The sequence below is a fragment of the Thermophilibacter sp. ZX-H3 genome, assembly GCF_052599055.1.
In genome coordinates, this window is sequence record NZ_JBQXES010000011.1 from 1 (window position 1) to 24,091 (window position 24,091).

The 24,091-nt window shown below is 66.6% G+C and carries 19 protein-coding genes and 2 tRNA genes; 7 read left to right on the top strand and 14 right to left on the bottom strand.

Features of this window, described 5'->3' with window-relative positions:
* Positions 1 to 60: 60 nt before the first annotated feature.
* Positions 61 to 741 (bottom strand): response regulator transcription factor, encoded by a 681-nt coding sequence (locus tag ACULPM_RS05885; RefSeq protein ID WP_445331837.1) that lies wholly within the window; start codon positions 739 to 741, stop codon positions 61 to 63.
* A gap of 262 nt (positions 742 to 1,003) precedes the next feature.
* Here ACULPM_RS05885 and ACULPM_RS05890 point away from each other — a divergent pair, with 262 nt between their 5' ends.
* The 5 genes from ACULPM_RS05890 to ACULPM_RS05910 all read left to right on the top strand — a co-directional run bounded on the left by ACULPM_RS05890 (position 1,004) and on the right by ACULPM_RS05910 (position 6,221).
* Positions 1,004 to 2,152, top strand: coding sequence for an ABC transporter substrate-binding protein (locus tag ACULPM_RS05890; protein WP_445331836.1), 1,149 nt, complete (start codon positions 1,004 to 1,006; stop codon positions 2,150 to 2,152).
* A gap of 159 nt (positions 2,153 to 2,311) precedes the next feature.
* Positions 2,312 to 3,256 (top strand): ABC transporter permease, encoded by a 945-nt coding sequence (locus tag ACULPM_RS05895; protein WP_167929633.1) that lies wholly within the window; start codon positions 2,312 to 2,314, stop codon positions 3,254 to 3,256.
* Positions 3,253 to 4,074 carry an ABC transporter permease gene (locus ACULPM_RS05900; RefSeq protein WP_167929620.1) on the top strand — a complete coding sequence of 274 codons (822 nt, stop codon included), beginning with the start codon at positions 3,253 to 3,255 and terminating at the stop codon, positions 4,072 to 4,074. The genes ACULPM_RS05895 and ACULPM_RS05900 overlap by 4 nt, the downstream gene beginning before the upstream one ends.
* Before the next feature lie 12 nt (positions 4,075 to 4,086).
* Positions 4,087 to 5,118 (top strand): ABC transporter ATP-binding protein, encoded by a 1,032-nt coding sequence (locus ACULPM_RS05905; RefSeq protein WP_445331835.1) that lies wholly within the window; start codon positions 4,087 to 4,089, stop codon positions 5,116 to 5,118.
* Between the two features lie 116 nt (positions 5,119 to 5,234).
* A complete protein-coding gene (locus ACULPM_RS05910; RefSeq protein WP_445331834.1) occupies positions 5,235 to 6,221 on the top strand; it encodes a hypothetical protein in 987 nt (328 codons plus the stop codon).
* Positions 6,222 to 6,296: 75 nt separating this feature from the next.
* Here ACULPM_RS05910 and ACULPM_RS05915 read toward each other — a convergent pair whose 3' ends face one another.
* The 8 genes from ACULPM_RS05915 to ACULPM_RS05950 form a co-directional block, all read right to left on the bottom strand.
* Entirely contained in the window at positions 6,297 to 7,142 is an 846-nt protein-coding gene (locus tag ACULPM_RS05915) for a PHP domain-containing protein (RefSeq protein ID WP_445331833.1), read from the bottom strand.
* 241 nt (positions 7,143 to 7,383) lie between these two features.
* On the bottom strand, positions 7,384 to 10,602 hold the full coding sequence (gene carB / locus ACULPM_RS05920; RefSeq protein WP_445331832.1) for a carbamoyl-phosphate synthase large subunit: 3,219 nt from the start codon (positions 10,600 to 10,602) through the stop codon (positions 7,384 to 7,386).
* Complete coding sequence (gene carA, locus ACULPM_RS05925) at positions 10,603 to 11,871, bottom strand: glutamine-hydrolyzing carbamoyl-phosphate synthase small subunit (protein ID WP_167929615.1); 1,269 nt, start codon at positions 11,869 to 11,871, stop codon at positions 10,603 to 10,605. It abuts the gene before it with no gap.
* Positions 11,872 to 12,185: 314 nt separating this feature from the next.
* On the bottom strand, positions 12,186 to 13,421 hold the full coding sequence (gene hydF, locus ACULPM_RS05930) for a [FeFe] hydrogenase H-cluster maturation GTPase HydF (protein WP_445331831.1): 1,236 nt from the start codon (positions 13,419 to 13,421) through the stop codon (positions 12,186 to 12,188).
* Between the two features lie 114 nt (positions 13,422 to 13,535).
* Positions 13,536 to 14,984 (bottom strand): [FeFe] hydrogenase H-cluster radical SAM maturase HydG, encoded by a 1,449-nt coding sequence (gene hydG / locus ACULPM_RS05935; protein ID WP_445331830.1) that lies wholly within the window; start codon positions 14,982 to 14,984, stop codon positions 13,536 to 13,538.
* 115 nt (positions 14,985 to 15,099) lie between these two features.
* A complete protein-coding gene (hydE, locus tag ACULPM_RS05940; RefSeq protein ID WP_445331829.1) occupies positions 15,100 to 16,164 on the bottom strand; it encodes a [FeFe] hydrogenase H-cluster radical SAM maturase HydE in 1,065 nt (354 codons plus the stop codon).
* Positions 16,157 to 16,426: a TM1266 family iron-only hydrogenase system putative regulator gene (locus ACULPM_RS05945; protein WP_167929611.1), complete on the bottom strand. Its 270-nt coding sequence runs from the start codon at positions 16,424 to 16,426 to the stop codon at positions 16,157 to 16,159. The genes hydE and ACULPM_RS05945 overlap by 8 nt, the downstream gene beginning before the upstream one ends.
* Before the next feature lie 556 nt (positions 16,427 to 16,982).
* Positions 16,983 to 17,273, bottom strand: a complete 291-nt coding sequence (locus tag ACULPM_RS05950; protein ID WP_445331828.1) for a hypothetical protein — start codon at positions 17,271 to 17,273, stop codon at positions 16,983 to 16,985.
* Between the two features lie 193 nt (positions 17,274 to 17,466).
* Between ACULPM_RS05950 and ACULPM_RS05955 the strand changes: the two genes are divergently transcribed.
* On the top strand, positions 17,467 to 18,108 hold the full coding sequence (locus ACULPM_RS05955; RefSeq protein ID WP_445331827.1) for a helix-turn-helix domain-containing protein: 642 nt from the start codon (positions 17,467 to 17,469) through the stop codon (positions 18,106 to 18,108).
* 122 nt (positions 18,109 to 18,230) lie between these two features.
* Here the strand turns inward: ACULPM_RS05955 and gdhA are convergent, their stop codons facing one another.
* The 3 genes from gdhA to ACULPM_RS05970 form a co-directional block, all read right to left on the bottom strand.
* A complete protein-coding gene (gdhA, locus tag ACULPM_RS05960) occupies positions 18,231 to 19,586 on the bottom strand; it encodes an NADP-specific glutamate dehydrogenase (RefSeq protein WP_445331826.1) in 1,356 nt (451 codons plus the stop codon).
* Positions 19,587 to 19,901: 315 nt separating this feature from the next.
* Positions 19,902 to 19,975: transfer RNA gene (locus ACULPM_RS05965), tRNA-Gly, on the bottom strand.
* 6 nt (positions 19,976 to 19,981) lie between these two features.
* Positions 19,982 to 20,058 (bottom strand) — tRNA-Pro (locus ACULPM_RS05970).
* Positions 20,059 to 20,250: 192 nt separating this feature from the next.
* Here ACULPM_RS05970 and ACULPM_RS05975 point away from each other — a divergent pair.
* Positions 20,251 to 21,174 (top strand): diacylglycerol/lipid kinase family protein, encoded by a 924-nt coding sequence (locus tag ACULPM_RS05975; RefSeq protein WP_445331825.1) that lies wholly within the window; start codon positions 20,251 to 20,253, stop codon positions 21,172 to 21,174.
* 118 nt (positions 21,175 to 21,292) lie between these two features.
* On the opposite strand, the gene ACULPM_RS05980 is transcribed toward ACULPM_RS05975, so the two are convergent.
* Positions 21,293 to 22,054: a transposase gene (locus ACULPM_RS05980; RefSeq protein ID WP_445331824.1), complete on the bottom strand. Its 762-nt coding sequence runs from the start codon at positions 22,052 to 22,054 to the stop codon at positions 21,293 to 21,295.
* A 301-nt stretch (positions 22,055 to 22,355) separates the two neighbouring features.
* Positions 22,356 to 24,059, bottom strand: a complete 1,704-nt coding sequence (gene ptsP, locus ACULPM_RS05985) for a phosphoenolpyruvate--protein phosphotransferase (protein WP_167929605.1) — start codon at positions 24,057 to 24,059, stop codon at positions 22,356 to 22,358.
* Positions 24,060 to 24,091 lie beyond the last annotated feature (32 nt).

Below are 24,091 nucleotides of genomic sequence, written 5' to 3' on the forward strand. Positions count from 1 at the left end.
GGACGGGTTCATTTGTCTCATTAGAGCTCTAATGAGACAAATGAACCCGTCCCCCTTGTCTCACCAGACGGTGCGGACGTAGTCGTCCGTGCCGGTCTCGCGCAGCTTGGAGCGGATGTTGGACACGTGCACCGCGACCGTGGAGTCGTCGCCGGCGAAGGGCTCGCCCCATGCAAGCTCGAAGAGCTCCGATTTTGAGAACACGCGGTTGGGTCGGCGGACAAGCGCCTCCAGAATGTTGAACTCGATCCTGGTGAGCGAGACGGCGCCGCCGCGCCCGTCGCCCTCGCCGGGGGCCACCGTGAGCGTGCGGGCCTCCGGGTCGAGCTCCCAGCGGCGCCGGCGCAGCGTCCTGCCGCCCGGGGCGGGCGTCCCGCGATGGCGCAGCTGCACCTCGACGCGCGCGGCGAGCTCGTCGAGGTCGAAGGGCTTGGAGAGATAGTCGTCCGCTCCGAGGCGCAGGAGGTCCACCCTGTCGGCGGCCGTCGTGCGGGCGGAGATAACGATCACGGGTGTCGACGCGCCCTGCCCTCGGATGAGCCCCACGAGCTCCTCGCCCGTCGCGCCGGGCAGCATGAGGTCGCTGATGACAAGGTCAAACGCCGCGTCCTTCTCGCCCAGCAGAAGGCGCGCCTCGGAGCCGGAGAACGCCTGTGTCACCGCATGACCGTCGCGCGCCAGACGCGTTGCCACGACGTCGTTGATCGCCGCGTCATCCTCTATGACCAGCACCCGCGCCACGGCAACCGCCTTTCCGCCACAATCTAAACCTCTGAAATGGTAGCGCATGCGCAGTGATTCAAAAGGGGTCTGTCCCCTTTTGAATCATCAGGCACGTGTAAACAACGCCCGCAGCCCGTTAAAAGCCAAGTAAAGTCCCGTCAGCGCTGTGCAAGAACTCCCCCACCGCACGCAAAAAGCCCGCGAGCGAGCCATATCGTGAGCCGCGGTTTGAGTCCTGCGGCATGGGGCCGCGGACACCTCAAAGATGAGGGGAGCTCTTGTGAAGAACAGCGTCACCAACGCGCACGCCATGTCGCGCAGGTCGTTCCTCGGCATGCTCGGTCTCGCAGGCATCGCCTGCACCGCCGGCCTGGGCCTCACCGGCTGCGAGGACAGCGCCGCCCCCGCCGCGGAGGCCGTGGACTACAACTCCATGTCCCTGGACGACATCATCGCCCAGGCCAAGGAGGAGGGCCAGATCAACTCCGTGGGCATGCCAGACACCTGGGCCAACTGGGTCGGCACCTGGGACGATATCGAGGAGAAGTACGGCATCACGCAGGCCGACCAGGACATGTCCTCCGCTGAGGAGATCGCCATGTTCAAGCAGGAGGGCACCGACGGCACCAAGGACATCGGCGACGTGGGCCAGCAGTGGGGCCCCACGGCCGAGGCCGAGGGCGTGACCCTCAAGTACAAGACCAGCTACTGGGACGAGATTCCCGACTGGGCCAAGGACGACGACGGCGACTGGGTCGTGGGCTACTACGGCACCATGTCCATCATCTCCAACGACGACCAGGTACCCAACCCGCCCACGACGCTCGCCGAGCTCGCCGAAGGCGACTACAAGGTCTCCATCGGCGACATCACCGCCGCCGCTGCCGCCCAGCACGCGGTTCTCGCCATCGCCGTTGCCCTTGGCGGCGGCCTCGACAACATGCAGCCTGCCTACGACTTCATCACCAAGATCGCTGAGGCCGGCCGCCTGGACGTCTCCGACGTCTCCGTCGCCCGCCTGGAGAGCGGCGAGGTGGCCGTCGGCCTCAACTGGGACTACAACTCCCTCAACTACCGCGCGCAGATCCTGCAGAACAACCCCGACGCCAAGTTCACGGTGAGCATCCCCACCGACGGCTCCGTGCAGTCCGGCTACGCAACCATCATCAACGCCAACGCGCCTCACCCCGCAGCGGCCTGCCTCGCCCGCGAGTACATCCTCTCCGACGAGGGCCAGGTCAACCTCGCCCGTGGCTACGCCACGCCCATCCGCAGCTCCGTCGAGCTCCCGGAGGACGTCAAGGCTCTGCGCCTCCCGGACGAGCAGTACGGCGACCAGGTCCAGTCCATCGACTACGACAAGTGGACCGACGTCACCAACGAGCTCGTGACCTGGTACCAGGAGAACATCATCCCCATCCTGGGCTAGTCGCCAAAAGGCGCCGCTCGCCCACAAACCGCAGACGGCGCACCGGGCGGCCTCAGGGCCGCCCTCTTCTTAGCGGTCCTTCTCGCCACGCCTGGCGAGAAGGACGAGCAGCCAAACCCAACAGCAAGCGACAACGTCAAAGGAGGTACCGTGGCAGACATGTCACAGGCGAGCGCCACGCTCACCGTCAGCGAGGCCACCCTAGGCGCGGCAAGAGAGCCCGCCCGGGCCGCCTCCGCCTCGAAGAAGCCCCACAAGAGCAAGAAGTGGATAGGCTACGCCGCCTTTATCCCCTTCTTGCTCGTCATCATCGGATACGAGCTTCTACCGCTCGGTCAGCTCGTCCTGGACAGCCTCGTTGGCAAGGAGTCGGGCACGCTCGGCCTGGAGAACTTCGTCAAGGTCTTCACCACCCCGCTCTACCAGCAGTCGATCATCAACAGCGTCTGGATCAGCGCCGTCTCTGCCATCGTGGGCATCATCGTCTCGTTCCTCGCGGCTCGGTTTGCCTACGAGTCGAGCCCGCGCGTGCGCAACGCCTTCACGATGGTCCTCAACATGATGTCCAACTTCTCCGGTGTTCCTCTCGCCTTTGCCTTTATGATCCTCATGGGTAACTCGGGAGTGCTGACCATCCTCGGCGAGCGCTGGGGCATCCCCTTTCTCGCAGACTTTGACCTCTACACCGGCGAGGGGCTCATGGTCCTCTACATCTACTTCCAGATCCCCCTCGCCACGCTTCTGCTCCTTCCCGCTTTCAGCGGAATCCGCAAGGAGTGGCGCGAGGCCGCGACAATCCTTCAGGCCACGCCGTTTGACTACTGGTTCAGGATCGTCATCCCCAACCTCATGCCCTCTATTCTCGGCACGCTCTCGGTGCTCTTCTCCAACGCGCTCGCCGCGTACGCCACGGCCTTTGCCGTCGTCATGAACAACTACGCGCTGCTGCCGCTGCAGATCACGTCCAAGTTCAAGGGCGACGTCCAGATCGACACGGCCACCGGCGGCGCGCTTGCCGTCGTGCTCATCATCCTGATGGTGGTCTGCACCCTCGTAAACAACTACTTTACCAAGCGTGCGTCGAAGGGTCGTGAGGTCATATGAGTTCCAAGGCTAAGGCCGCAAGCGCCGCACCGGCCCAGAAGACGCCGCTCGCCGCGCGCATCTTCCTGGGCGCCTGCGCGCTCTACCTTCTTGTCCCGTTTCTCACCACGCTCGTCTACTCCCTCTTCGTCGAGTGGACCGACGTCCTTCCCTCCGGCTTCACGCTGCGCAACTACGCCGAACTCTTCACCAACTCGACGTTCTGGCTCTCCATCGGGCGCACGCTGGTGCTGTGTCTCGTGAGCGTGGCCATCACCATCGTCCTTCTCCTCCTGGCGATGTACGTCGTGGTGGCGGTGAACCGCAGGCTCGGGCGCTTCATGCAGTTTGTCTGCATGATCCCCTACGCGCTCCAGGGCGTCATCCTCTCCATCGGCATCATCTCGCTCTACACCGGCACCGGCACGATCCTCTCCAACCGCATGTTCATGCTGTTTGGCGCCTACACGATTCTCGTGCTCCCCTACATCTACCAGGGCATCAGAAACGCACTCAACGCCATCGATGCCAACATGCTCATCCAGGCGGCCGAGATGCTCGGCTGCGGGCGCTTCCGCGCCTACGTGCAGGTGGTCCTGCCCAACATCGTCTCGGGCATCCTCGTCTCGAGCCTGCTCGCGGAGAGCATCGTGTTTGGCGACTTCGTCCTCGCCAACAACATCGCCGGCACCAACTACCAGAACATCCAGGTATTCCTTCAGGCCAACATGGCGCGCTCGAGCGGCCTCTCCAGCGCCATCGTGGTCATCATCTTCGTCGTTGTTGCCGCGGTCACCGCAATCGTCCTCAAGCTCCAGCGGAGCTCCCAGAACAGGTAAGGAGTAGCCAAGATGGCCTACATTGAATTCAAGGGCGTGGTCAAGCGCTTTGGCGACAACACGGTCCTGGACCACATCGACTTTGGCGTCGAGCAGGGCGACCTTGTCACGCTGCTCGGCCCCTCGGGCTGCGGCAAGTCCACGCTGCTGCGCTGCCTCTCCGGCCTGGAGAGCGTCACCGAGGGTAGGATCGTCCTCGACGGGCGCGACATCACGGACGTTCCCGCCAGCAAGCGCAACATCGGCATGGTCTTCCAGCAGTACAGCCTCTTCCCCAACATGACCGTAGAGCAGAACGTGGCGTTTGGCCTCAGGATGAAGAAGGTCCCGGCCGAGAAGATCCAGCAGAAGGTCACGGACGCCATCGCCATGGTCGAGCTCACCGGAAAGGAGAAGTCCTATCCCGCGAGCCTCTCCGGTGGCCAGCAGCAGCGCGCCGCGCTGGCGCGCTCCATCGTGACCGAGCCCTCCGTTCTCCTTCTTGACGAGCCGCTCTCGGCGATCGACGCCAAGCTGCGCAAGGCGCTGCAGTCCCGCATTCGCGAGATCAACCAGGAGCTGGGACTCACCTCGATCTTTGTCACGCATGACCAGGACGAGGCCATGGTCATGTCTGACGTGATTCAGCTCTTCCACGACGGGCGCATCGAGCAGGCTGGAAGCCCCGTCGACGTCTACACCAAGCCGGTCTCCGAGTTTGCCGCGAGCTTCATCGGAAGCTACAACCAGCTCGACGCCGCCGTGTTCTCCGAGGTCACGGGAGCCATGGTGCCCGCCGGGCATGTCGTTGCCATCCGTCCCGAGACCATCGGGATCCAGAAGGAGGCGCCCGCTCACACCGACGGCGCATACGTCGTGCGCGGCACCGTCCAGGACAGCACCCCGCGCGGGAACGTCCTGCGCTACACGGTCAAGACCGGTCCGGCGTGCCTTCGCGTCGACGTGCTCTTCCGCAGCTTTCACATGTTCGACAAGGGCGACGAGGTCTACCTCGTGCTCCCCGAGCACGACTGCCTCGCCATCCCGGAGAGCAACGCGGCCTAGAGGACAGAGGCGCGGCTATTCCGTCAGGTTCTTCTCGTCCGTTCTTCTCGCCCACCCCTGGCCCGTGCGCCCCCTCCCTCCCTGGCGCACGGGCCCCTCATAGACTAAGGAGCACCATGGCGTTTCACGACCGCATATGCCTTTCTCACGAGTTCCCTCGCTTCAAGGGCAACCTCCACAGCCACACCACCAACTCCGACGGATGCCTCGCTCCCGAGCAGTCCGTGGCCGCCTTCAGGGCGCATGGCTACTCGTTTCTCTGCCTCTCCGAGCACGACCTCTACACCGACCTCTCGGGAGAGTTTGACTGCGAGGACTTCATCATCCTGCCCGGGCTTGAGGCCTCGGCATACCTCTATGCGGACGAGAGCGAGGGCGTCAGGCTGCGCTGCCACCACATGCACGGCATCCTGGGCACGAGCGAGATGGTTGCCTCCGCACCCGAGCGCTTTTGCCACATGGAGCGTCTTGAGCCCATCCGCCGTCACGGCACCTGGGACGGCGCCGCGGTTGCGGAGGAGCTTGCCGAGCGACTAAGGCGCCGTGGCTGCGTCATCACCTACAACCATCCCATCTGGAGTCGCGTGGAGGCGGACGACTTCTGCGACGCCGAGGGGTTCTTTGCGCTCGAGGTGTTCAACTACAACACGGTGAACGAGTCGGGCACCGGGTATGACGTCACCTACTGGGACACGATGCTGCGACGGGGACGACGAGTGCTCGGCTTTGCCTCGGATGACAATCACAACGAGGGGAAGTTCGACGACGCCTTTGGCGGCTGGGTCGTGGTATGCGCTCGCGCGCTCTCGCGCGACGCAATCGTACGCGCGCTTCTTGCCGGCGACTACTACTCGAGTTCCGGGCCCGACATCATCAACTGGGGCGTGAGCGATGGTCGCGCGTGGGTTGACTGTAGCCCGTGCGAGCGCGTGAACCTCATCGCCGGCGGACCGGTGGGCGCCGGCGAGACCGTGATCGCACCAGAGGGGGCTCCCCTCACGCACGCCGAGTTTGGCCTACGCGGGACCGAGGCCTACCTGCGGATTGAGTGTGTCGACGAGCGCGGTCGGACAGCCTGGTCAAACCCCATCTTTGCCGACTAGCCGGGTGGGTTGGACGGACTCTCGCGACAGCGCGCCCGCACACCGGCCGCGCCTCACGGCCTTTTGTCTTGGCCATTACTGCAGCAGCATGGACTCCCAGGTGCCGTCGGCGCGCGGCACCTCCAGCGTGCGATAGCCCACGTCCCACGCGTGCGCGTACGCCTTGCGGATGCCGTCGCACATGTCGGTGGGAACGTGCGCGTCGGAGCCAACGGTAATGGGAACGCCAGCCTGACAGAAGCGCTCAAGCAGTCCGCGCGAGGGGTAGTAGTCCCCCACCCCCTTGCGCCATCCTACCGTGGAGAGCTCCACGCGCCTGCCGGTGTCTCGCGCGCAGGCCACCATCTCGTCCCAGAGCGGCGCAAGGTCAATCGTGGCGGCAAACCCCTCGTTGCGCATGCGCTCGGGCAGATCCGGATGCGCCATGGTCGCAAAGGGCAGGGGGCTCTCGCAGGCACGGCACCAGGCGTCAACGTAGCGACGCCAGACCTCGTCCGCGCCCAGCTCGTTCCAGATTGTCATGTTTGACGTGTCGTCGATCCACGCGCCATCGTCGACGGTGCCCAGCCAGTGAACGCTGCCCAGGAGCACCTGCGCGCCGGCGCTCCAGCGAGCGACGTTGTCCTCGCAACCGGGATACCAGTCCGCCTCAAAGCCCAGAATCATCTCGAGCTCGGGATGGGCGTCGCGCGCCATCTCCCACTCACGTTTATATGCAGCGAGGTCTCCCTCCACGACCTGCACCTGACCCACCGGGTCCATCGGCCCCGACGGCAGCGTGAGGTGGTCGGTCGACACGAGGACGGAGCAACCCGCCGCCACGGCGGCGCAAGCGTTCTCCTCAAACGTGCCAACGCCATCAGAGTGGCGTGTGTGCGTATGACAATCGACAATCGAGCCTGGCTTGAGCGGTTCTGCCATGACCGTCCTCCGTCTGTATTCCCCTGCCGGAAAATAAGGGAATTTGGTTTCCTTAAAGAAAATCGCCAACTGCGGTTTCTTTGACCAAGAGGGCATTTTAAGCAAACCAAATTCCCTTAATTTTAGCCCATGCCGGTTAGAGCTCCGTAAGGGCGGGCAAATCGGCCCAAGAATAGGGCCGCCGGGCAGGAAACCCGGCGGCCCAAATGATTCAAAAGGGGTCTGTCCCCTTTTGAATCACTTACAGGTCCTGGAGGGCGTTGACGGAGAGCGGGCCCTCGCGCAGCGCCGCGATGGCCTGGACGAGCGCCACGGCGCCGGACATGGTGGTGGCCATGTCGATGCCGCGGCTCACGGCCTCGCTCCTCATCTTGGTGCCGTCGCCGCGGGAGCTGTGGCCCTTGGGCGTGTTGATGAGGAACGAGATCTTGCCGTCCGCCATGAGGTCGAGGATGTTGGGCGAGCCCTCGGAGATGGTCTTCACGACCTCGCACGGGATGCCGGCGGCGCGCAGCGTCTTGGCGGTGCCGCGCGTGGCGAGCAGGTCGTACCCCAGGTTGCGCAGCGACAGCGCCACGGGCGCCACGGAGCGCTTGTCGCGGTCGCAGACCGAGATGAAGACGTTGCCGGACTGCGGCACGTCGTACTCGATGGCCTCGCGGGTCTTGGCGTACGCCTTGGGGAAGGTGACGTCGAGCCCCATGACCTCGCCGGTGGACTTCATCTCGGGGCCGAGCGTGACGTCGGCGCCCGGGAAGCGGCTCCACGGCATGACGGCCTCCTTGACCGCGTAGTAGCCGAGGTCGCGTCCCTCCTCGGGAAGGCCGAGGTCGGCGATTTTCTCGCCGCTCATGATGCGCGCGGCGCACTTGGCCAGCGGCACGCCGGTGGCCTTGGACGAGAAGGGCACGGTGCGGCTCGCGCGCGGGTTGAGCTCGATCACGAAGACCTGCTCGTCGCGGACGGCGTACTGCACGTTGAGAAGTCCCTGGATGTGGCAGGAGAGCGCCAGGCGACGCGTGGTCTCGCGGACCTTCTCCACCAGGCGGTCGGAGAGCGAGAAGGGCGGGAAGCAGCAGGCCGAGTCGCCGGAGTGGATGCCGCACTCCTCGATGTGCTCGAGGACCGCGCCCACGTAGCACTGCTCGGTGTCGCAGAGGGCGTCCACGTCGAGCTCGATGGCGTCCTCGAGGAAGGCGTCGAGGTAGACGGGGTGGTCCGGGGAGACCTTGGTGGCCTCCTCCATGTAGCTCACGAGGTCGTCGTCATCGTAGACGATGCCCATGCCGCGGCCGCCGAGCACGTAGCTCGGGCGGACGAGCAGCGGGTAGCCCACGCGGCGCGCCACGGCCTTGGCCTCGTCCACGGTCTCGGCCGTGCTCGAGGGCGGGTAGGCGATCTCGAGGCGGTCGAGCAGGCTCGCAAAGCGGTCGCGGTCCTCGGCGAGGTCGATGGCCTCGGGCTGGGTGCCCATGATGGGGACGCCGGCGGCCTTGAGGCGCTTGGCGAGGTTGATCGGGGTCTGGCCGCCGAGGGTGACGATCACGCCCACGGGCTTCTCGACCTCGATGACGTTCATGACGTCCTCGAAGGTGAGCGGCTCGAAGTAGAGGCGGTCGGAGGTGTCGTAGTCCGTGGAGACGGTCTCGGGGTTGCAGTTGACCATGACGGTCTCGTAGCCCTTTGCCGCGAGCGCGTAGGCCGCGTGGACGCAGCAGTAGTCGAACTCGATGCCCTGGCCGATGCGGTTGGGGCCGGCGGAGAGGATGACCACGCGTGGCTTCTCGGCCTCGTGGAACTCGGTCACGCCGCCCTTCTCGTAGGTGAGGTAGTGGTAGCTCGTGCGGGCCGCGAACTCGCCGGCGCAGGTGTCGACGGTCTTGATGCACGGGCGCACGCCCAGGACCTCGCGCACGGCGCGCACGGTGTCCTCGCGCTGGTTGGTGAGGTGCGCGAGCTGGGCGTCGGAGAAGCCCAGCTGCTTGGCGGCCATCATCGTGTCCGCGTCGAGGCCGGCAAGGCCCTTCTCGGCGATGACGCGCTCGGCGGTCACGATGTCCTTGATGCGGTTGAGGAACCAGTGGTCGATCTTGGTGAGGTCGAAGACGCGCTCGACGGTCCAGCCGCGGCGCAGCGCCTCGGTCACGTAGAGGATGCGGTCCGGCGTGGGCGTGGCCACGCGGTGCTCGAACTCCTCCTCGGAGAGACCCTCGAAGCTGTCGCTGCCGTCCGCGCCGAGGCCGGCGTGCCCCTGCTCGAGGGAACGCATGGCCTTCTGCATGGCCTCCTCGAAGGTGGCGCCGATGGACATGACCTCGCCCACGGCCTTCATGCGCGTGGTGAGCGTGTCGTCGGTGCCCTTGAACTTCTCGAAAGCGAAGCGCGGGACCTTGACCACGCAGTAGTCGATTGACGGCTCGAAGCAGGCCGGCGTCTCGCGCGTGATGTCGTTCTCGATCTCGTCGAGGGTGTAGCCCACGGAGAGAAGGGCCGCCATCTTGGCGATCGGGAAGCCGGTTGCCTTGGAGGCGAGCGCGGAGGAGCGGGAGACGCGCGGGTTCATCTCGATGACGATGACGCGGCCGTCGTCGGGGTTCACGGCAAACTGCACGTTGGAGCCGCCGCAGGCCACGCCGACGCGCTCGAGGATGGCGAGCGAGTAGTCGCGCAGGCGCTGGAGCTCGAAGTCGTTGAGCGTCTGGCACGGGGCAACGGTGATGGAGTCGCCGGTGTGGACGCCCATGGGGTCGAGGTTCTCGATGGAGCAGATGACGACGCCGTTGCCCGCGGAGTCGCGCATCACCTCCATCTCGATCTCCTTCCAGCCCTCGACGGACTGCTCGACGAGCACCTCGCTCTCGGGCGAGAGGGCGAGACCCTGCTCGGCGATGTGCACGAGGTCGTCGTGGTCGTAGGCCATGCCGCCGCCGGCACCGCCGAGCGTGAAGGCCGGGCGCAGGACCACGGGGTAGCCGAGCTCGTCTGCGATCTTCTCGCACTCCTCGACGGTGTGCGCGATGCCGGACTTGGCGACCTCGAGGCCGATGTCGCGCATGGCGTTGGCGAAGAGCTCGCGGTCCTCGCCGGTCTCGATGGAGTCGACGTCGCAGCCGATGACCTCGACGCCGTACTTCTCGAGGATGCCCGCCTTGCCGAGGGCCACGGCGCAGTTGAGGCCCGTCTGGCCGCCCATGTTGGGAAGAAGCGCGTCAGGACGTTCCTTCTCGATGACCTTGGTCACGGACTCGACGGTGATGGGCTCGATATAGGTGCGGTCGGCGGTCTCCGGGTCGGTCATGATGGTGGCCGGGTTGGAGTTCACGAGGACGACCTCGTAGCCCTCCGAGCGCAGGGCCTTGCAGGCCTGGGTGCCGGAGTAGTCGAACTCGCAGGCCTGGCCGATGACGATGGGGCCGGAGCCGATGATAAGGATCTTCTTGATGTCGGTGCGCTTGGGCATCTAGAAGCGCCTCCCCTCGCGGACGTCGATGGCGAGGTAGTCGTCCTCGCCGCGCATGAGCTTGGCAAACGCCGAGAAGGCGTACGTGGAGTCGTTGGGGCCGGGCTTGGCCTCGGGGTGGTACTGCATGGAGAAGGCCGGGATGTCCAGGAACTGGATGCCCTCGGGCGTGCCGTCGTTGAGGTTGACGTGCGTGAGGCGCACACGGCCGTACTTCTCGGTCATGACGACGGGCGCCACGTGGCGGCGGGACCAGAAGCGCAGGTCCTCGTCGGCGGGGTGCTCGGTCACGCCGTCGGAGAGCTCGGGCACGAGCGGGCCGAAGGACGAGAAGACCGGGCCGTAGTTGTGGTTCTGCGCGGTGATCTCCACCTTGCCGGTGAGCAGGTTCATCACGGGCTCGTTGCCGCCGTGGTGGCCGTACGGGAGCTTCTCGATCTGGGCGCCGGCCGCCATGGAGATGACCTGGTTGCCGAGGCAGATGCCAAAGACCGGGAGCTTGCCGAGGCACGCGCGCACGGCGTCGACCACGGGCGGAACGCTGACCGGGTCTCCGGGGCCGTTGGAGAAGAACACGCCGTCGGGGCTCATCTCGAGGACCTTCTCGGCGGGCGTGTCCCACGGCACGACGGTGACCTCGCAGCCGGCGGCGGAGAGGCGCTTGCCGATGCCCTTCTTCTCACCGCAGTCGTAGGCCACGACGTGCAGGCGCGGCTGGCCGTCGGCGTCCTGGCCGGGCACGACGTAGGGCTCCTTCGTGGAGACGTCGGCCACGTAGTTGTGGTCGGCGATGGCCGGCGACGCCTTGACGCGCGCGACGAGGCTTTCGGGGTCGAGGTCCGTGGTGGAGATGGCCGCCCTCATGGCGCCGCCCTCGCGGATGGCGATGGTGAGCGCGCGCGTGTCCACGTCCTCGATGGCCACAACGCCGTTCTGCGCGAGGAAGTTCGGGAAGGTCTCCACGGACTGCCAGTTGCTCGGCGTGTAGCACATGTCGTGGACCACGAGGCCGGCCAGGTGGAGCGGGTCGCCCTGCATGTCCTTCTCGTTGATGCCGTAGTTGCCGATCTGGGGGTACGTGAGCGTGACGATCTGGCCCGCGTAGGACGGGTCGCTCACGATCTCCTGGTAGCCGACCATCGAGGTATTGAACACGATCTCGCCGAAGGTCTCCCCCTCGGCGCCGGCAGAGCGCCCAAAGAAGTACATCCCGTTCTCGAGCGCGAGAAGCGCCTTAGGATGCCTGCCGTCGTCAACCAGTAGGTTCACAGCAACACCGCCCTTTCGTCGTGCGCCCAGGGGCAAACTCGCAGCTACAAAAAACGGAGCACCCGCCGCGGGGCGGAGACTCCGAATAAGGCAGCTGCGATTAGGTTGTGGACGCCTTTTCGGTCTCTCGTACCGTCTTAAAGGTCATGGGACAGTATAGCCGGAAACGCGTTCACCGTGTTGCGACATAACGCATTCGCAAAAAACGCGAGGGGCGGGCGGTTTGGGGACGGGTTATTTCTCCCAGAGACTTTGGGACAGGCCGAGCCAGGCCTGTCCCAAAGTCTCTGGGAGAAATAACCCGTCCCCAAATGCTAGCCGTCCAGCGCCGCGAGCGCCTCCGGGAAGGGGGCGAGGCTGCGGCGCAGAATGCCGTGCATGTGGGCGATGGCGACGCCGTAGTTGGTGAACGGGACGCCCTGCGCCGCGGCCCGGGCCTGGCGGCGCCGCATCTCGCGGGCGGTGAGCGTGCAGCCCCCGCAGTGGACGACGGCGGCGTAGGGCGAGAGGTCGTCCGGGAAGTCCGCGCCGCTCGTGAAGGAGAGCCCCAGCTCGGCGCCGGTGTGCGCGGCAAGCCACGCGGGCATCTTGACGGTCCCAATGTCCTCGCACTGGCGGTGGTGCGTGCAGCCCTCGCTTATGAGGACGCGGTCGCCGTCGCGCAGGCGGTCGAGGGCGGCCGCGCCCGCGACGGCGAGCGCGAGGTCGGCCTTGTAGCGCAGCATGAGTATCGAGAACGACGTGAGCGGCACCGCGTCGGGCACGACGCGCGCGACGGGCCCGAACGCCTGGGAGTCCGTGACCACCAGGGCCGGAGGGGCGGCGAGCGAGGCGAGCGCGCGCCCGAGCTCCGTCTCTCGGCAGACCACCGGCACGCATCCGGCATCGAGGAGGTCGCGGATGGTCATCTGCTGCGGCAGGATGAGGCGGCCCCTGGGCGCGGACGCGTCGATCGGGCAGACGAGGACCACGACGCTCCCCGGGCGCACGAGGTCCGCGACGATGCGGCGCTCGCGCCCCTCGGGCCGGGCCAGGCGTGCGAGGCGCTCCTTGAGCTCGTCGACCCCCTCTCCCGTCAGGGCGCTCACGCCGACCGCGCGTCCCGCGAGGCCGGGGTCCTTCTCGCCGAGCGCGAGAAGGCCGGCCCGGGCGGGGGCGCGGTCGCACTTGTTCCAGGCGACGACGTATGCCATCTGGCGAGCCTCGAACTGCCGCACGAGCTCGCGGTCCGCGGGGGCGAGCCCGCGCTCCCCGTCCACCACGAGCACCGCCGCGTCGCAGCTCGCGAGCGTTCGCAGCGAGCGCTCCACGCGCTTGGCGCCGAGCGCGCCCTCGTCGTCGATGCCCGGGGTGTCCACGATCACCACGGGGCCCAGCGGCAGGAGCTCCATGGCCTTCCTGACCGGGTCAGTGGTGGTGCCGCGGACGTCGGAGACCACGGAGAGCTCCTGGCCCGTGACGGCGTTCACCACGCTCGACTTCCCCGCGTTGCGCACCCCGAAGAAGGCGATGTGCGCGCGCTCGCCCGACGGCGTCTCGTTAAGCCCCATCTCTCCTCCATTTGGGGACGGGTTTTTTCTCTCAGGGATTTTGGGACAGGTTCCGCGAGCGGCCCGTCGGGACCTGTCCCAAAAACTCTGAGAGAAAAAACCCGTCCCCTTCTGCTAGAACCGGAAGTCGCGGCGGTTGGATGCGCGGATGTCGGCCACGTGCTCGGCCGCGAGCGAGCGCGTGCGCTCGTTGGGGATGCGCCCCAGCTCGCGCTCGATGAGCGGCCAGCCCACCTCCGCCGTGGCGGGCGAGGCGTAGTCCACGAGGTACTCCGCGAGCGTCATGAGCGCGTTTGGATGGCAGCAGTTGAGGATCTGGCCGCTCTTGCACAGGCTCATGAAGCGGTCCCCCGTGCGCCCCTCGCGATAGCACGCCGTACAGAACGAGGGGATGTGGTCGAGCTGCATGAGCCAGCGGACCACCTCGTCGAGCGAGCGCTGGTCAGAGACGTCGAACTGCTCGGAGTCGTGCGGGCGCACCTCCTCGTCGTAGCCGCCCACGCTCGTGCGCGAGCCCCCGGAGATCTGGGAGATGCCGAGCTCGAGCGCCCGCCCGCGCACGGCCTCGTTCTCTCGCGTGGAGATGATCATGCCCGTGTAGGGCACGGCGATGCGGATGCACGCGATGATCTTGGCGAAGGTGTCGTCGTCGATGCCGTTGTCGAACTGGTCCGGGTCGATGTCGTCGGCGCGCTTGAGGCGCGGCACGGAGATGGTGTGCGGCCCCACGCCGTGCACGGCCTCGAGATGCTCGGCGTGCATGAGCAGGCCCGCGAACTCGTAGCGGTACTTCTCGAGGCCGAAGAGCACGCCCAGGCCCACGTCGTCGATGCCGCCGTCCATGGCGCGGTCCATGGCCTCGGTGTGGTAGTCGTAGTCGTGCTTGGGCCCCGTGGGGTGCAGCTCGAGGTAGCCCTTCTTGTCGTAGGTCTCCTGGAAGAGGATGTAGGTCCCGATGCCCGCGTCCTTGAGTATGCGGTACTCCTCCACCGTGGTGGCGGCGATGTTCACGTTCACGCGGCGGATGGCGCCGTTCTTGTGCTTGATCGAGTAGATCGTCTGAATGCACTCGAGGATGTACTCGATGGGGTTCATCCGCGGGTCCTCGCCCGCCTCGATCGCCAGTCGCTTGTGACCCATGTCCTGCAGGGCGATCACCTCGCGGCGGACCTCCTCCTGCGTGAGCTTCTTGCGCGCGATGTGCTTGTTCCTGGCGTGGTACGGGCAGTACGTGCAGCCGTTGACGCAGTAGTTGGAGAGGTAGAGCGGGGCAAAGAGCACGATGCGGTTACCGTAATAGGCGAGCTTGATCTCTCGCGCCAGCTGGAAGATCTTCTCGTTGAGCTCCGGGACCTCGCAGGCGAGAAGGACGCTCGCCTCGCGGTGCGTGAGGCCCGCGCAGTGGCAGCCGTTGCCCAGGAGGCGCGGCCGGGCCTTCTCGAGCAGGGACTCGATCAGCGGCACGTCGCGCGCGTGCGCGGCGGCGTAGTCGAGGGTCTCGCGAATCTCCTCGTCGTTGATGAAGTCCTCGGCAGAGCGGGACTTCGGGTCATACTTCGCCATATGTTCCTCCCCTTCGCGGTCAGGACCCGGAACCCCCGGGCCTTCCCCCTCAGCGTTTCGCGCAGCGGGCTTGGCGAGAAGCCCGCGCGTCCTGACGCGCGGGACCCCTCCCGCGCTAGCGACGCCTCGCGTCGCCCCGGTCGACCACCACGCGGCAGCCGACCGACTCCATGCGCCGCCTCAGCTCGGCCAGCCCCTCGGCCGCCTCGCTCCCGGCGTGCGCCTTATTATCGTAGAGCTCGTACTTCTCGCGCGCGTCCATCGGCGAAAGGTTGGGCATGGCCACGTTGGCGCCGGCGAGCATGCCTCGCTCACGACCGCGCGGGTCGAGCGTGGCGAGCGCCGTCGTCGCAGGCAGGAGCAGGCGCGGATCGATCAGCCTCAGGAGCGACAGCAGGTAGCACGTGAGGGCGACCGAGCCCGCCGGCTCCTCGGCGAACGGCGTCGCGTGATGCGGCACGAAGGGCCCGATGCCGCACATCTCCGGGCGAAGCTCCTCGACGAGCTTGAGGTCCTCCGCGAGCGTTGCGGGCGTCTGGCCGGGCGAGCCCACCATGAAGCCGCAGCCCACCTGGAAGCCGACCTCCCGCAGGTCGCACAGGCACGCGAGGCGGCGCTCGAGCGTGAGCTCCGCCGGGTGCAGGCGCGCGTAGTGGGCGGCGTCGGCCGTCTCGTGCCGCAGGAGGTAGCGGTCCGCCCCCGCGTCATGGAGCGCCTGGCAGCTCTCCCGGCTCCGCTCGCCCAGCGAGAGCGTCACGGCGCAGTCGGGGTGCGCGGCCTTGATGCGGGAGACCACGTCGCACACGACGGCATCCGTGAGCGCAGGGTCCTCGCCGCCCTGGAGGACGAAGGTCCTGAAGCCCAGGTCGTAGCCCGCGTCGCAGCAGGCAAGGATCACCTCGGGAGCAAGGCGGTAGCGCGCGGCGGAGCGGTTTGACCTCCGCAGCCCGCAGTAGCGGCAGTCGTTCCTGCAGTGGCTGCTGACCTCGATGAGCCCGCGGATGAAGACCTCGTCGCCGTAGACCTCTCGGCGGGCCGCCACGGCACGCTCCGCCGCGTAGGCCGCGAGCGCGGGCGAGAAGGACCTCACGAGCTCCTCGTACTTCTCGACCGGAAGCGCGTGCTCGGCGGCCAGGCGGTCTACGAGCTCGCGGCCGCGCGAGCCCGCTCCGTCAGTCATCAGCGCCGCGCTCCTCGGCGATCACGTTGGAGTAGAGCGTCTTCACGCTCACGCCCGGGAGCGCCCCCACCTTGCCGGCGAGCGACGAGGTGACGTCCTGGGGAGCGTCGAGCGCCACGGAGATCACGCTCACCCCGCGCTCGCGGTACGGCACCCCCATGCGCCCGAAGATGTGGTCCCGATACTCGTGCAGCAGCTCGTTCAGGGCCTCGACGGACCTCGGGTCCTCGACGATGACCCCCATGATGGCGACGCGCGTCATCCCACTCCCTCCCGTGTGCAAAAGGGACAGTCACTTTTGCACATCATACCTTCAAATCCCCGCCGGCACTCATGAGTGCCGGCACGCCGCGGGTCTCGAGCCCGCACTTCTCGACAGACGCCGAGAAGGAGCCGACGCTCCTCGCCATCGCCCGCCGGCCGTGCCGACACTCCTCGCCGACACAAGACCGGAAGATGCGCCGCCCATGGCCCTCTCGCCCTCGTCGTATTGTCCCGTGAGCGCGAAGGGATGACCCCCGGCATCACGCGCTCCCCCGACGACGCCTCGGCGGGGCGGCACGCCTTTGGCGGATGGTGCCCGAGCGGACGGCCCGTCGCCCATTCCATTCCGTCGGAGGTTGGCGCGGACTCGCGAATGATGACGAACTCGTCGCTTCGTCACCCCTCGGTAAAGCCGCGGCGCAGGAAGAGGTCGATGGCGGGGTTGCCCAGGGCAACGCCGTCGCGCGAGCGTCGCGTCGCGGCGGCGCTACTCGAGCGCCGGCCCCGAGCCGCACGAGCGCACCGAGCGCGGAACCCACGGGCGCCGTGAGCCCTCATGATGAAATGGGGCGGCCCCTTCCCATCATGCGCACGAGGGCGACGGCCGAGAAGAGCGTCGACCACGCCATGAGGAAGACCGCCCCGAAGAGCCACCCGTGCACGGTGTCCACAAGGGACGACTCGTCGACCAAGGTGTTGCTCCAGAGCACCGACGTCAGGCAGAGGGCGATGAAGAAGTAGCTTGCGGCAACGAGGCCCAGCGTCCGCGCCGAGGGACGGGAGCCCACGGCGGCAACCACGGGCAGCACGAGCGCGGGCGCGCCAACGAGGGCGATAAGAACCACGGGTCCACCTTTCCACATTGCGGGAGCCGGCGACACCACTCTAGCCCATCGCCGTGACATGGCGTCCGTCGACGGCGGGCATGTCCAATGCGCCGCAGGTCGCGACCCTGGCAAAGCCGTTTGTCACGCTGCTCGCCGGCCCATCTGCACCTCGCGCGCAGCACATGGATACACTGGCATCAGGGAGGGCCGCATGGACGAGAGCCAGACATCCGCGCAGCAGATCATCGGGGCGCACATCCGCGAGCGCCGCGAGGCGGCGGGGATCTCCCAGGCCGAGCTGGCGCGCCGCGTCTACGTCTCACGCCAGACGGTCGGGAACTGGGAGGCCGGGCGTACCCTGGCGGACGTGCAGAGCCTCGTCCTTCTCGCCCAGGTCTTTGGGACCACGGTGGACGACCTGATCGGCGAGAGGGGGTCGCGCGCCGTGAGGCCTACCGCCGAGGATCGGCACGCGCTCGCGCGGCTTCTCGCGTCGGCGGGGACCCTGCTGGCGCTCGGCCTCCTGATCGTGATGGTGGCCTACCTGCTCAGTCCGCTGCGCGGTAGCAGCCCCGAGGCGGACGTGCTGAGAATCGCCCTGCTCGTCATCGCCCTTGCGTGCGAGCTGGTCCTCGGCTTTCGCGCGCTGCCGCGCCTCCGCTCCTTCATGCGCAGCCACGGCCTCGAAAACGCGATAGCCACCGCGGCATACCTCGAGGGGCGCGACCCAACCGAGCCGCCCCCGGGCGACTTCCTCTTTCGCTGGCTCATCCCCTACTGGAAGGTGTGGCTCGTCGCCCTCGCCGCCGCCGCATTTCTCGCCGCCGCGCTCTACCTTGGTGCCCTTGCCTAAAACCCGGCGGGAGCGACCCTGTACGCGTAAGGCCCCTCCTGTTCTCCAAGCAAGAGCTCAGCGAAGCACGCTCTTGCGTGAGAACCGGAGGGGCCTCCCCCAGCGCGTATCAGGTCAGGCTACTAGCACACGCCCTGGGCCATCATGGCCTCGGCGACCTTGAGGAAGCCGGCGATGTTGGCGCCCATGACGAAGTTGCCCTCGTGGCCGTACTCGCGGGCGGTGTCGTCCACGTTGTGGAACATGCCGCGCATGAGGCTCTCGAGCTTGCCGTCGACCTCCTCGAAGGTCCAGGAGAGGTGCTCGGCGTTCTGGCTCATCTCAAGGCCGGAGACGAGCACGCCGCCGGCGTTGGCCGCCTTGCCGGGCATGAAGGCGACGCCGTTCTCCATGAGGTAGGTGGTGGCGTCTGGCGTGGTGGGCATGTTCGCGCCCTCGCCCACGACCTTGCAGCCGTTGGCCACGAGCGCCTGGGCGTCCTCGAGGTGCAGGGTGTTCTCGCGGGCGCAGGGCAGCGCGATGTCGCAGGGGAGCTGCCAGACGCCGCGGCCGTCGCCCTCGTGCCAGACCGCGTTCGGGCGCTCGTCGACGTACATCGCGAGGGAGACGCCCTGGTCGTGGCCGGAGCGCTTCTTGTTGTAGATGTGCTCGAGCACCTGGTAGTCGATGCCCTCGGCGTCCTCAACCCAGCCCTTGGTGTCGGAGCAGGCGATGACGGTTCCGCCGAGCTGGGCGACCTTCTGGATCGCGTAGATGGCCACGTTGCCGGAGCCGTGGACGACGACCTTCTTGCCCTCGAAGGAGTCGCCGGCGCTCTTGAGGTACTCGTCGACGAAGTAGACCAGGCCGTAGCCGGTGGCCTCGGTGCGGGCGAGCGAGCCGCCGAAGGTGAGGCCCTTGCCCGTGAGGACGCCGGTCCACTCGTTCTTGAGGCGCTTGTACTGGCCGAACATGTAGGCAACCTCACGGCCGCCCACGCCCAGGTCGCCGGCGGGGACGTCGGTGTTGGGGCCGATGTGGCGGAAGAGCTCGGTCATGAAGGACTGGCAGAAGGCCATGACCTCGCGGTTGGACTTGCCCTTGGGGTCGAAGTCGGCGCCGCCCTTACCGCCGCCCATGGGCAGCGTGGTCAGGCTGTTCTTGAAGATCTGCTCGAAGCCGAGGAACTTGAGCATGCCCACGGTGACGGTGGGGTTGAAGCGCAGGCCGCCCTTGTAGGGGCCGATGGCGGAGTTGAACTCGACGCGATAGCCACGGTTGACCTGGACCTTCCCCTCGTCGTCGACCCACGGCACGCGGAACATGATCACGCGCTCCGGCTCGACGATGCGCTCGAGAAGCGCGTTCTCCTCGTACTCGGAGTGGGCGTCGAGGGCGGGCTGCAGGGTCTCGAGGACCTCCTTGGCCGCCTGGATGAACTCGAGCTGCTCGGGGTAGCGGGCCTCGAGCTCGGCGATGACTCTCTCGGAATACGTCATGGGATTCTCCCCTCTCCTGCGACCGCAGCCGCGACGAAAGTTCCGGAAGAGAGGATACGTTGACGAAACGTGGCGGCACAAATCCGCACGAGAAGTGTAACGGCATCGAACCTCGCGCGTAATCTCCCGTACACACGAAACACAGGCGCAATCCACACGCCCTCTACCCGAAAAGGGGACGGGTTTTCCCTCTCAGGGAGATGGGGACAGGCCTGGAATGTGAATCACCCCAGGCCTGTCCCGTTTTCTCTGAGAGAAATAACCCGTCCCCAATTTACAGAAAAGCCCGGGCGCTGGCCCGGGCTCGTCAAGTTCTGGAGCGGGTGACGGGAATCGAACCCGCGTCATCAGCTTGGAAGGCTGAGGTTCTACCATTGAACCACACCCGCGTTGCGTGGTCGGGGCGACTGGATTCGAACCAGCGACCCTCTGCTCCCAAAGCAGATGCGCTACCAAGCTGCGCCACGCCCCGGTCGCAAGTGTCCAGTATAGGCGAGTGCTCCCGTTCGGGCAATCTGCAAATTAGGGATAGCCCCCAATCCACACATCCCATGGCCCGACGCTCGCCGTCCTTCTCGCCCGCTTGACCAAGCCGGGACATAGACCGCGCACAGCAACGTCTGGCGTACAATCGAGGCGAGAAGAACCTCGAGAAGGACGTCTTATGGCACAATCCCCGCTCGGACGCACGCTGCTTATTGCCAACCCCGCCGCCCACAGCGGCAAGGGCGCCGCCGGCGCCGACTTTGCCCGCCACTTCCTGGGAAGCTATTCCACCGCCACGCGCGGCTACGAGGTGCGCCTCACCAAGGGTCCCGGCGACGCCGTGGGGATCGCCGCCGGCGCCGTTGGCTTTGACACGGTGCTCGCGCTCGGCGGCGACGGCGTCATCCACGAGGTCGTGAACGGTCTCATGAGGCTTCCGGAGTCCGCTCGACCGCAGCTCGGCGTCATCCCCCTCGGCTCGGGAAACGACTACGCCCGCACGCTCGGCATGGTGAAGAACGACGTCGAGGGGGCGTTTGCCCAACTCGTACGCGGCACGGTGCGCGAGCTTGAGGTCGGGCGCGTCAACGGCGTCCACTTCATGCAGACCCTCTCGTTCGGCCTCGACGCGGCAATCGCGCTGGACACCACTGACCGTCGCGCGGCCAACACCTCGCAGGAGGGCGAGGCGCTCTTCATCACCTCGGGGCTCAAGATCCTCTCCCGGGCGCGCGGCGGCTTTCCCTGCACGGCGAGCTTCGACGACGAGAAGCCCGTCGACCTCAAGACGCTCATCTTTGCCGTGCAGGTGGGACCCACCTATGGCGGCGGCTTCAGGATCTGCCCTGACGCCGACCCCGGAGACGGCCTTCTCGACGTCTGCTACAACGTCAAGAAGCCGCTGCTCCCCCACCTGCTGGCGCTCTTCGGGCTGGCGCGGAGCGGGCGCCACGCGCGGTCGAGCGTCGTGAGCCTGCGCCGCATCCGCCGCGCCGTGCTCGACTTCGCCGAGGAGCCGCCCTGCCAGGTCGACGGCGAACGCCTCCAGGGCACCCACTTTGAGATCGACGTCATCCCCCGCGCCCTCCGCGTTGTCTGCTAATTGTGCTAATTGGGGACGTGTTTTTTCTCTCAGAGAAAATGGGACAGGCCAGGGGCGACCGCGGACGTCACGTGCGAGCATCGTTCGGCCGCGATGCCCGCACCGCCCGACCTTGGCGCTATCCGTTTCTCGAGAGCAGCAGACTCCTCTCTATGGCATACCTGCCGACCCCCGTCAGACGCTCAAGCTGCCTGACAGAGAGCCCGGCCTCGCTCATCAGCGAGAGCGCGCCGTCCCTCTCGGCCCCATCCAGCGCCCTGACGTCCGCGAGCTCGAGGGGATAGATCGCGGCGCGCGCCACATCGACCGCGTCCTCCTCCGGAACGCGCGTCCCCGGCATGAAGCAGTACCCGGTCGGACGATGCTCGAGACTGAACAGCTCAAACTGCTCAATCCCTCCCAGCAGATCGAGGACCGCATCGACGCTGACTATCCTCGGCTGCCCGACATACTCGCGGTAGCTGCTCCACGGGTATTCCCCGGGAGCCCCGCAGAGCCCCGCCTTGACGGGATTGTCGTGGATGTAGCGGACGGCCGCAAGCAGCTGGGCGTCGCCCTCGACGGGAACGCTCCGGAACCGTCCGCCGAACACCGACCCAACATGGCCGGCACGCCTGTTGAACCGGCCCGCGTAGCCGGTCGTCAGCGCATGAACCGCCTCGCTCAGGCGTCCCTCGGCGTCGATCAGGAGCAGGTGGACGTGGTTGGACATGAGGCACCACGCAACTATCGCAATGCCGCGCGCGGACATCGTCCCGGCCAGCGCCTCCAGAAAGGCACGGCGGTCCGCATCATCCTCAAAGATGACCTGTCGCCCGTTTCCCCGCAGCATCACATGGTAGAAGCCTGAATCTGAGACCCTCCTGGCGCACCTCGGCATGTTGCCTCCCATCCTCGACAGGCAACAACCATATCAGCTGAAAGGGGTAATAAACAATATCAATGGATAGGTATAATTTGGTAAGTCTCAAAGATAAAGTAACGAGAAGAACCGTGTAAGCGTGGAGCACGCAAGCGGTCACCTAACGGAAAGCAAGCCATCATAGGCGGCGTCCCGTCTTCTCTGAGGAAATAACCCGTCCCCATTTACAGAAAGGACGGTGCCGCGCCTAGCGACACCGTCCAATAACCTGTCCCAGAAACTCTGAGAGAAATAACCCGTCCCCTTTTAGCGTCCCCTTTTAGCGGGCAGCGGCCTGGAGCATGGCCTTGACCTCGGCGGCGGTCTTGAGCTTCATGACCTTCTCGGTGAGGGCGTCGGCGTCAGCCTTCGTCCACTCGGAGATGATGCGGCGCGTGCGCAGGATCGACGGCGCGCTCACGGAGAACTCGTTCAGGCCGAAGGAGAGCAGCACCGGGATGAGCAGCGGGTCTGCCGCGGCCTCGCCGCACATGCCGACCATGATGCCGGCCTTGCGGCCCTCCTCGATGATGCGCTTGAGCGAGCGCAGCACGGCGGGCTGGTAGACGTCGTAGAGGTAGCCCACGCGGTCGTTGCCGCGGTCGGCGCACATGGTGTAGCCGATGAGGTCGTTGGTGCCGATGGAGAAGAAGTCGCACTCGGCGGCGAGGTCGTCGGCGATCAGCGACGCGGCGGGCGTCTCGATCATGGTGCCGACCTCGATGTCCTTGTTATAGGACACGCCGCGGGCGTCGAGCTCGGCCTTGCACTCCTCGACGAGGGCCTTGACCTGGCGAATCTCGTCGATGTTGGTGACGAGCGGGATCATGATCTTGATGTCGCCGAAGGCGGAGGCGCGCAGCAGAGCCGTGAGCTGGACCTTGTACTGGTCGGGGTTGTTGAGGCAGTAGCGCACCGCACGGTACCCCATGAAGGGGTTCTCCTCCTTCTGGAGGTTCATGTACGGGATCTCCTTGTCGCCGCCCACGTCGAGCGTGCGGATGATGACCGGCTGGTCCTTCATGCGCAGGGCGACCTTCTGGTACGCGGCGAACTGCTCGTCCTCGCTCGGGAGCTCCTTGGCGTCCATGAAGAGGAACTCGGAGCGGAAGAGGCCCACGCCCTCGCAGTCGTGCTCGGATGCGACGTTGGCGTCGTCGGGGTTGCCGATGTTGGCGACGAGAAGGACCTTCTCGCCGTCGCCGGTGACGGTCTCCTTGCCGCGGTAGGCCTCGAGCGCGAGCTTCTCCTCGGCGTACTGCTTGGCCTTGGCGCGATAGTGCGCGAGGTCGTTGTCGCCCGGGTTCACGAGGACGCGGCCGCGCGAGCCGTCGACGATGACCATGTCGCCGCTCTTGATGTTCTTGGTGACGTCGGCCACGGAGAGGACGGCCGGGATCTCAAGCGCGCGGGCGATGATGGCGGAGTGGGACGTGCGGCCGCCGGTCTCGGTGACGATGGCGGCGACGTTGTCCTTGTCGATGTCCGCGGTCATGGACGGCGTGAGCTCGTGCACCACGACGACGGAGTTCTCGGGCAGCGTGGAGAGGTCGACGACCTCCTTGCCCAGAAGGTCGGCGAGAAGCCCGGTCTTGACGTCGGCGACGTCGGCCGCGCGCTCGCGGAAGAGCTCGTCCTCCATGTTGGCGAACATGTTGTAGTACATGTCATAGGCCTCGGAGACGGCCTGCTCGGCGCACATGCCGCTCTCGATGGAGCCGTTGACCATGTCCTTGATGCCGTCGTCCTCGGCAAACTCGATGTGGGCGCCCATGATGGCGGCGGCCTCCTCGCCCACCGTCACCTTCATGCGCTCGATCTGGGCGTTGGTCTGCTCGATGAACTTGGCGACGGCGGCGGCGTAGCGCTGCTTCTCGTCACCGGCGTCCTCGGGCTTGTGCGGCGTGAAGCTCAGGTCGGGCTCCACGGCGACGCGCGCGACGCCGATGCCGATGCCGTCCGATGCGTTGACTCCCTCGTACATCTCTTCCCCCTACTTCCTGGCCGCCGACGCGG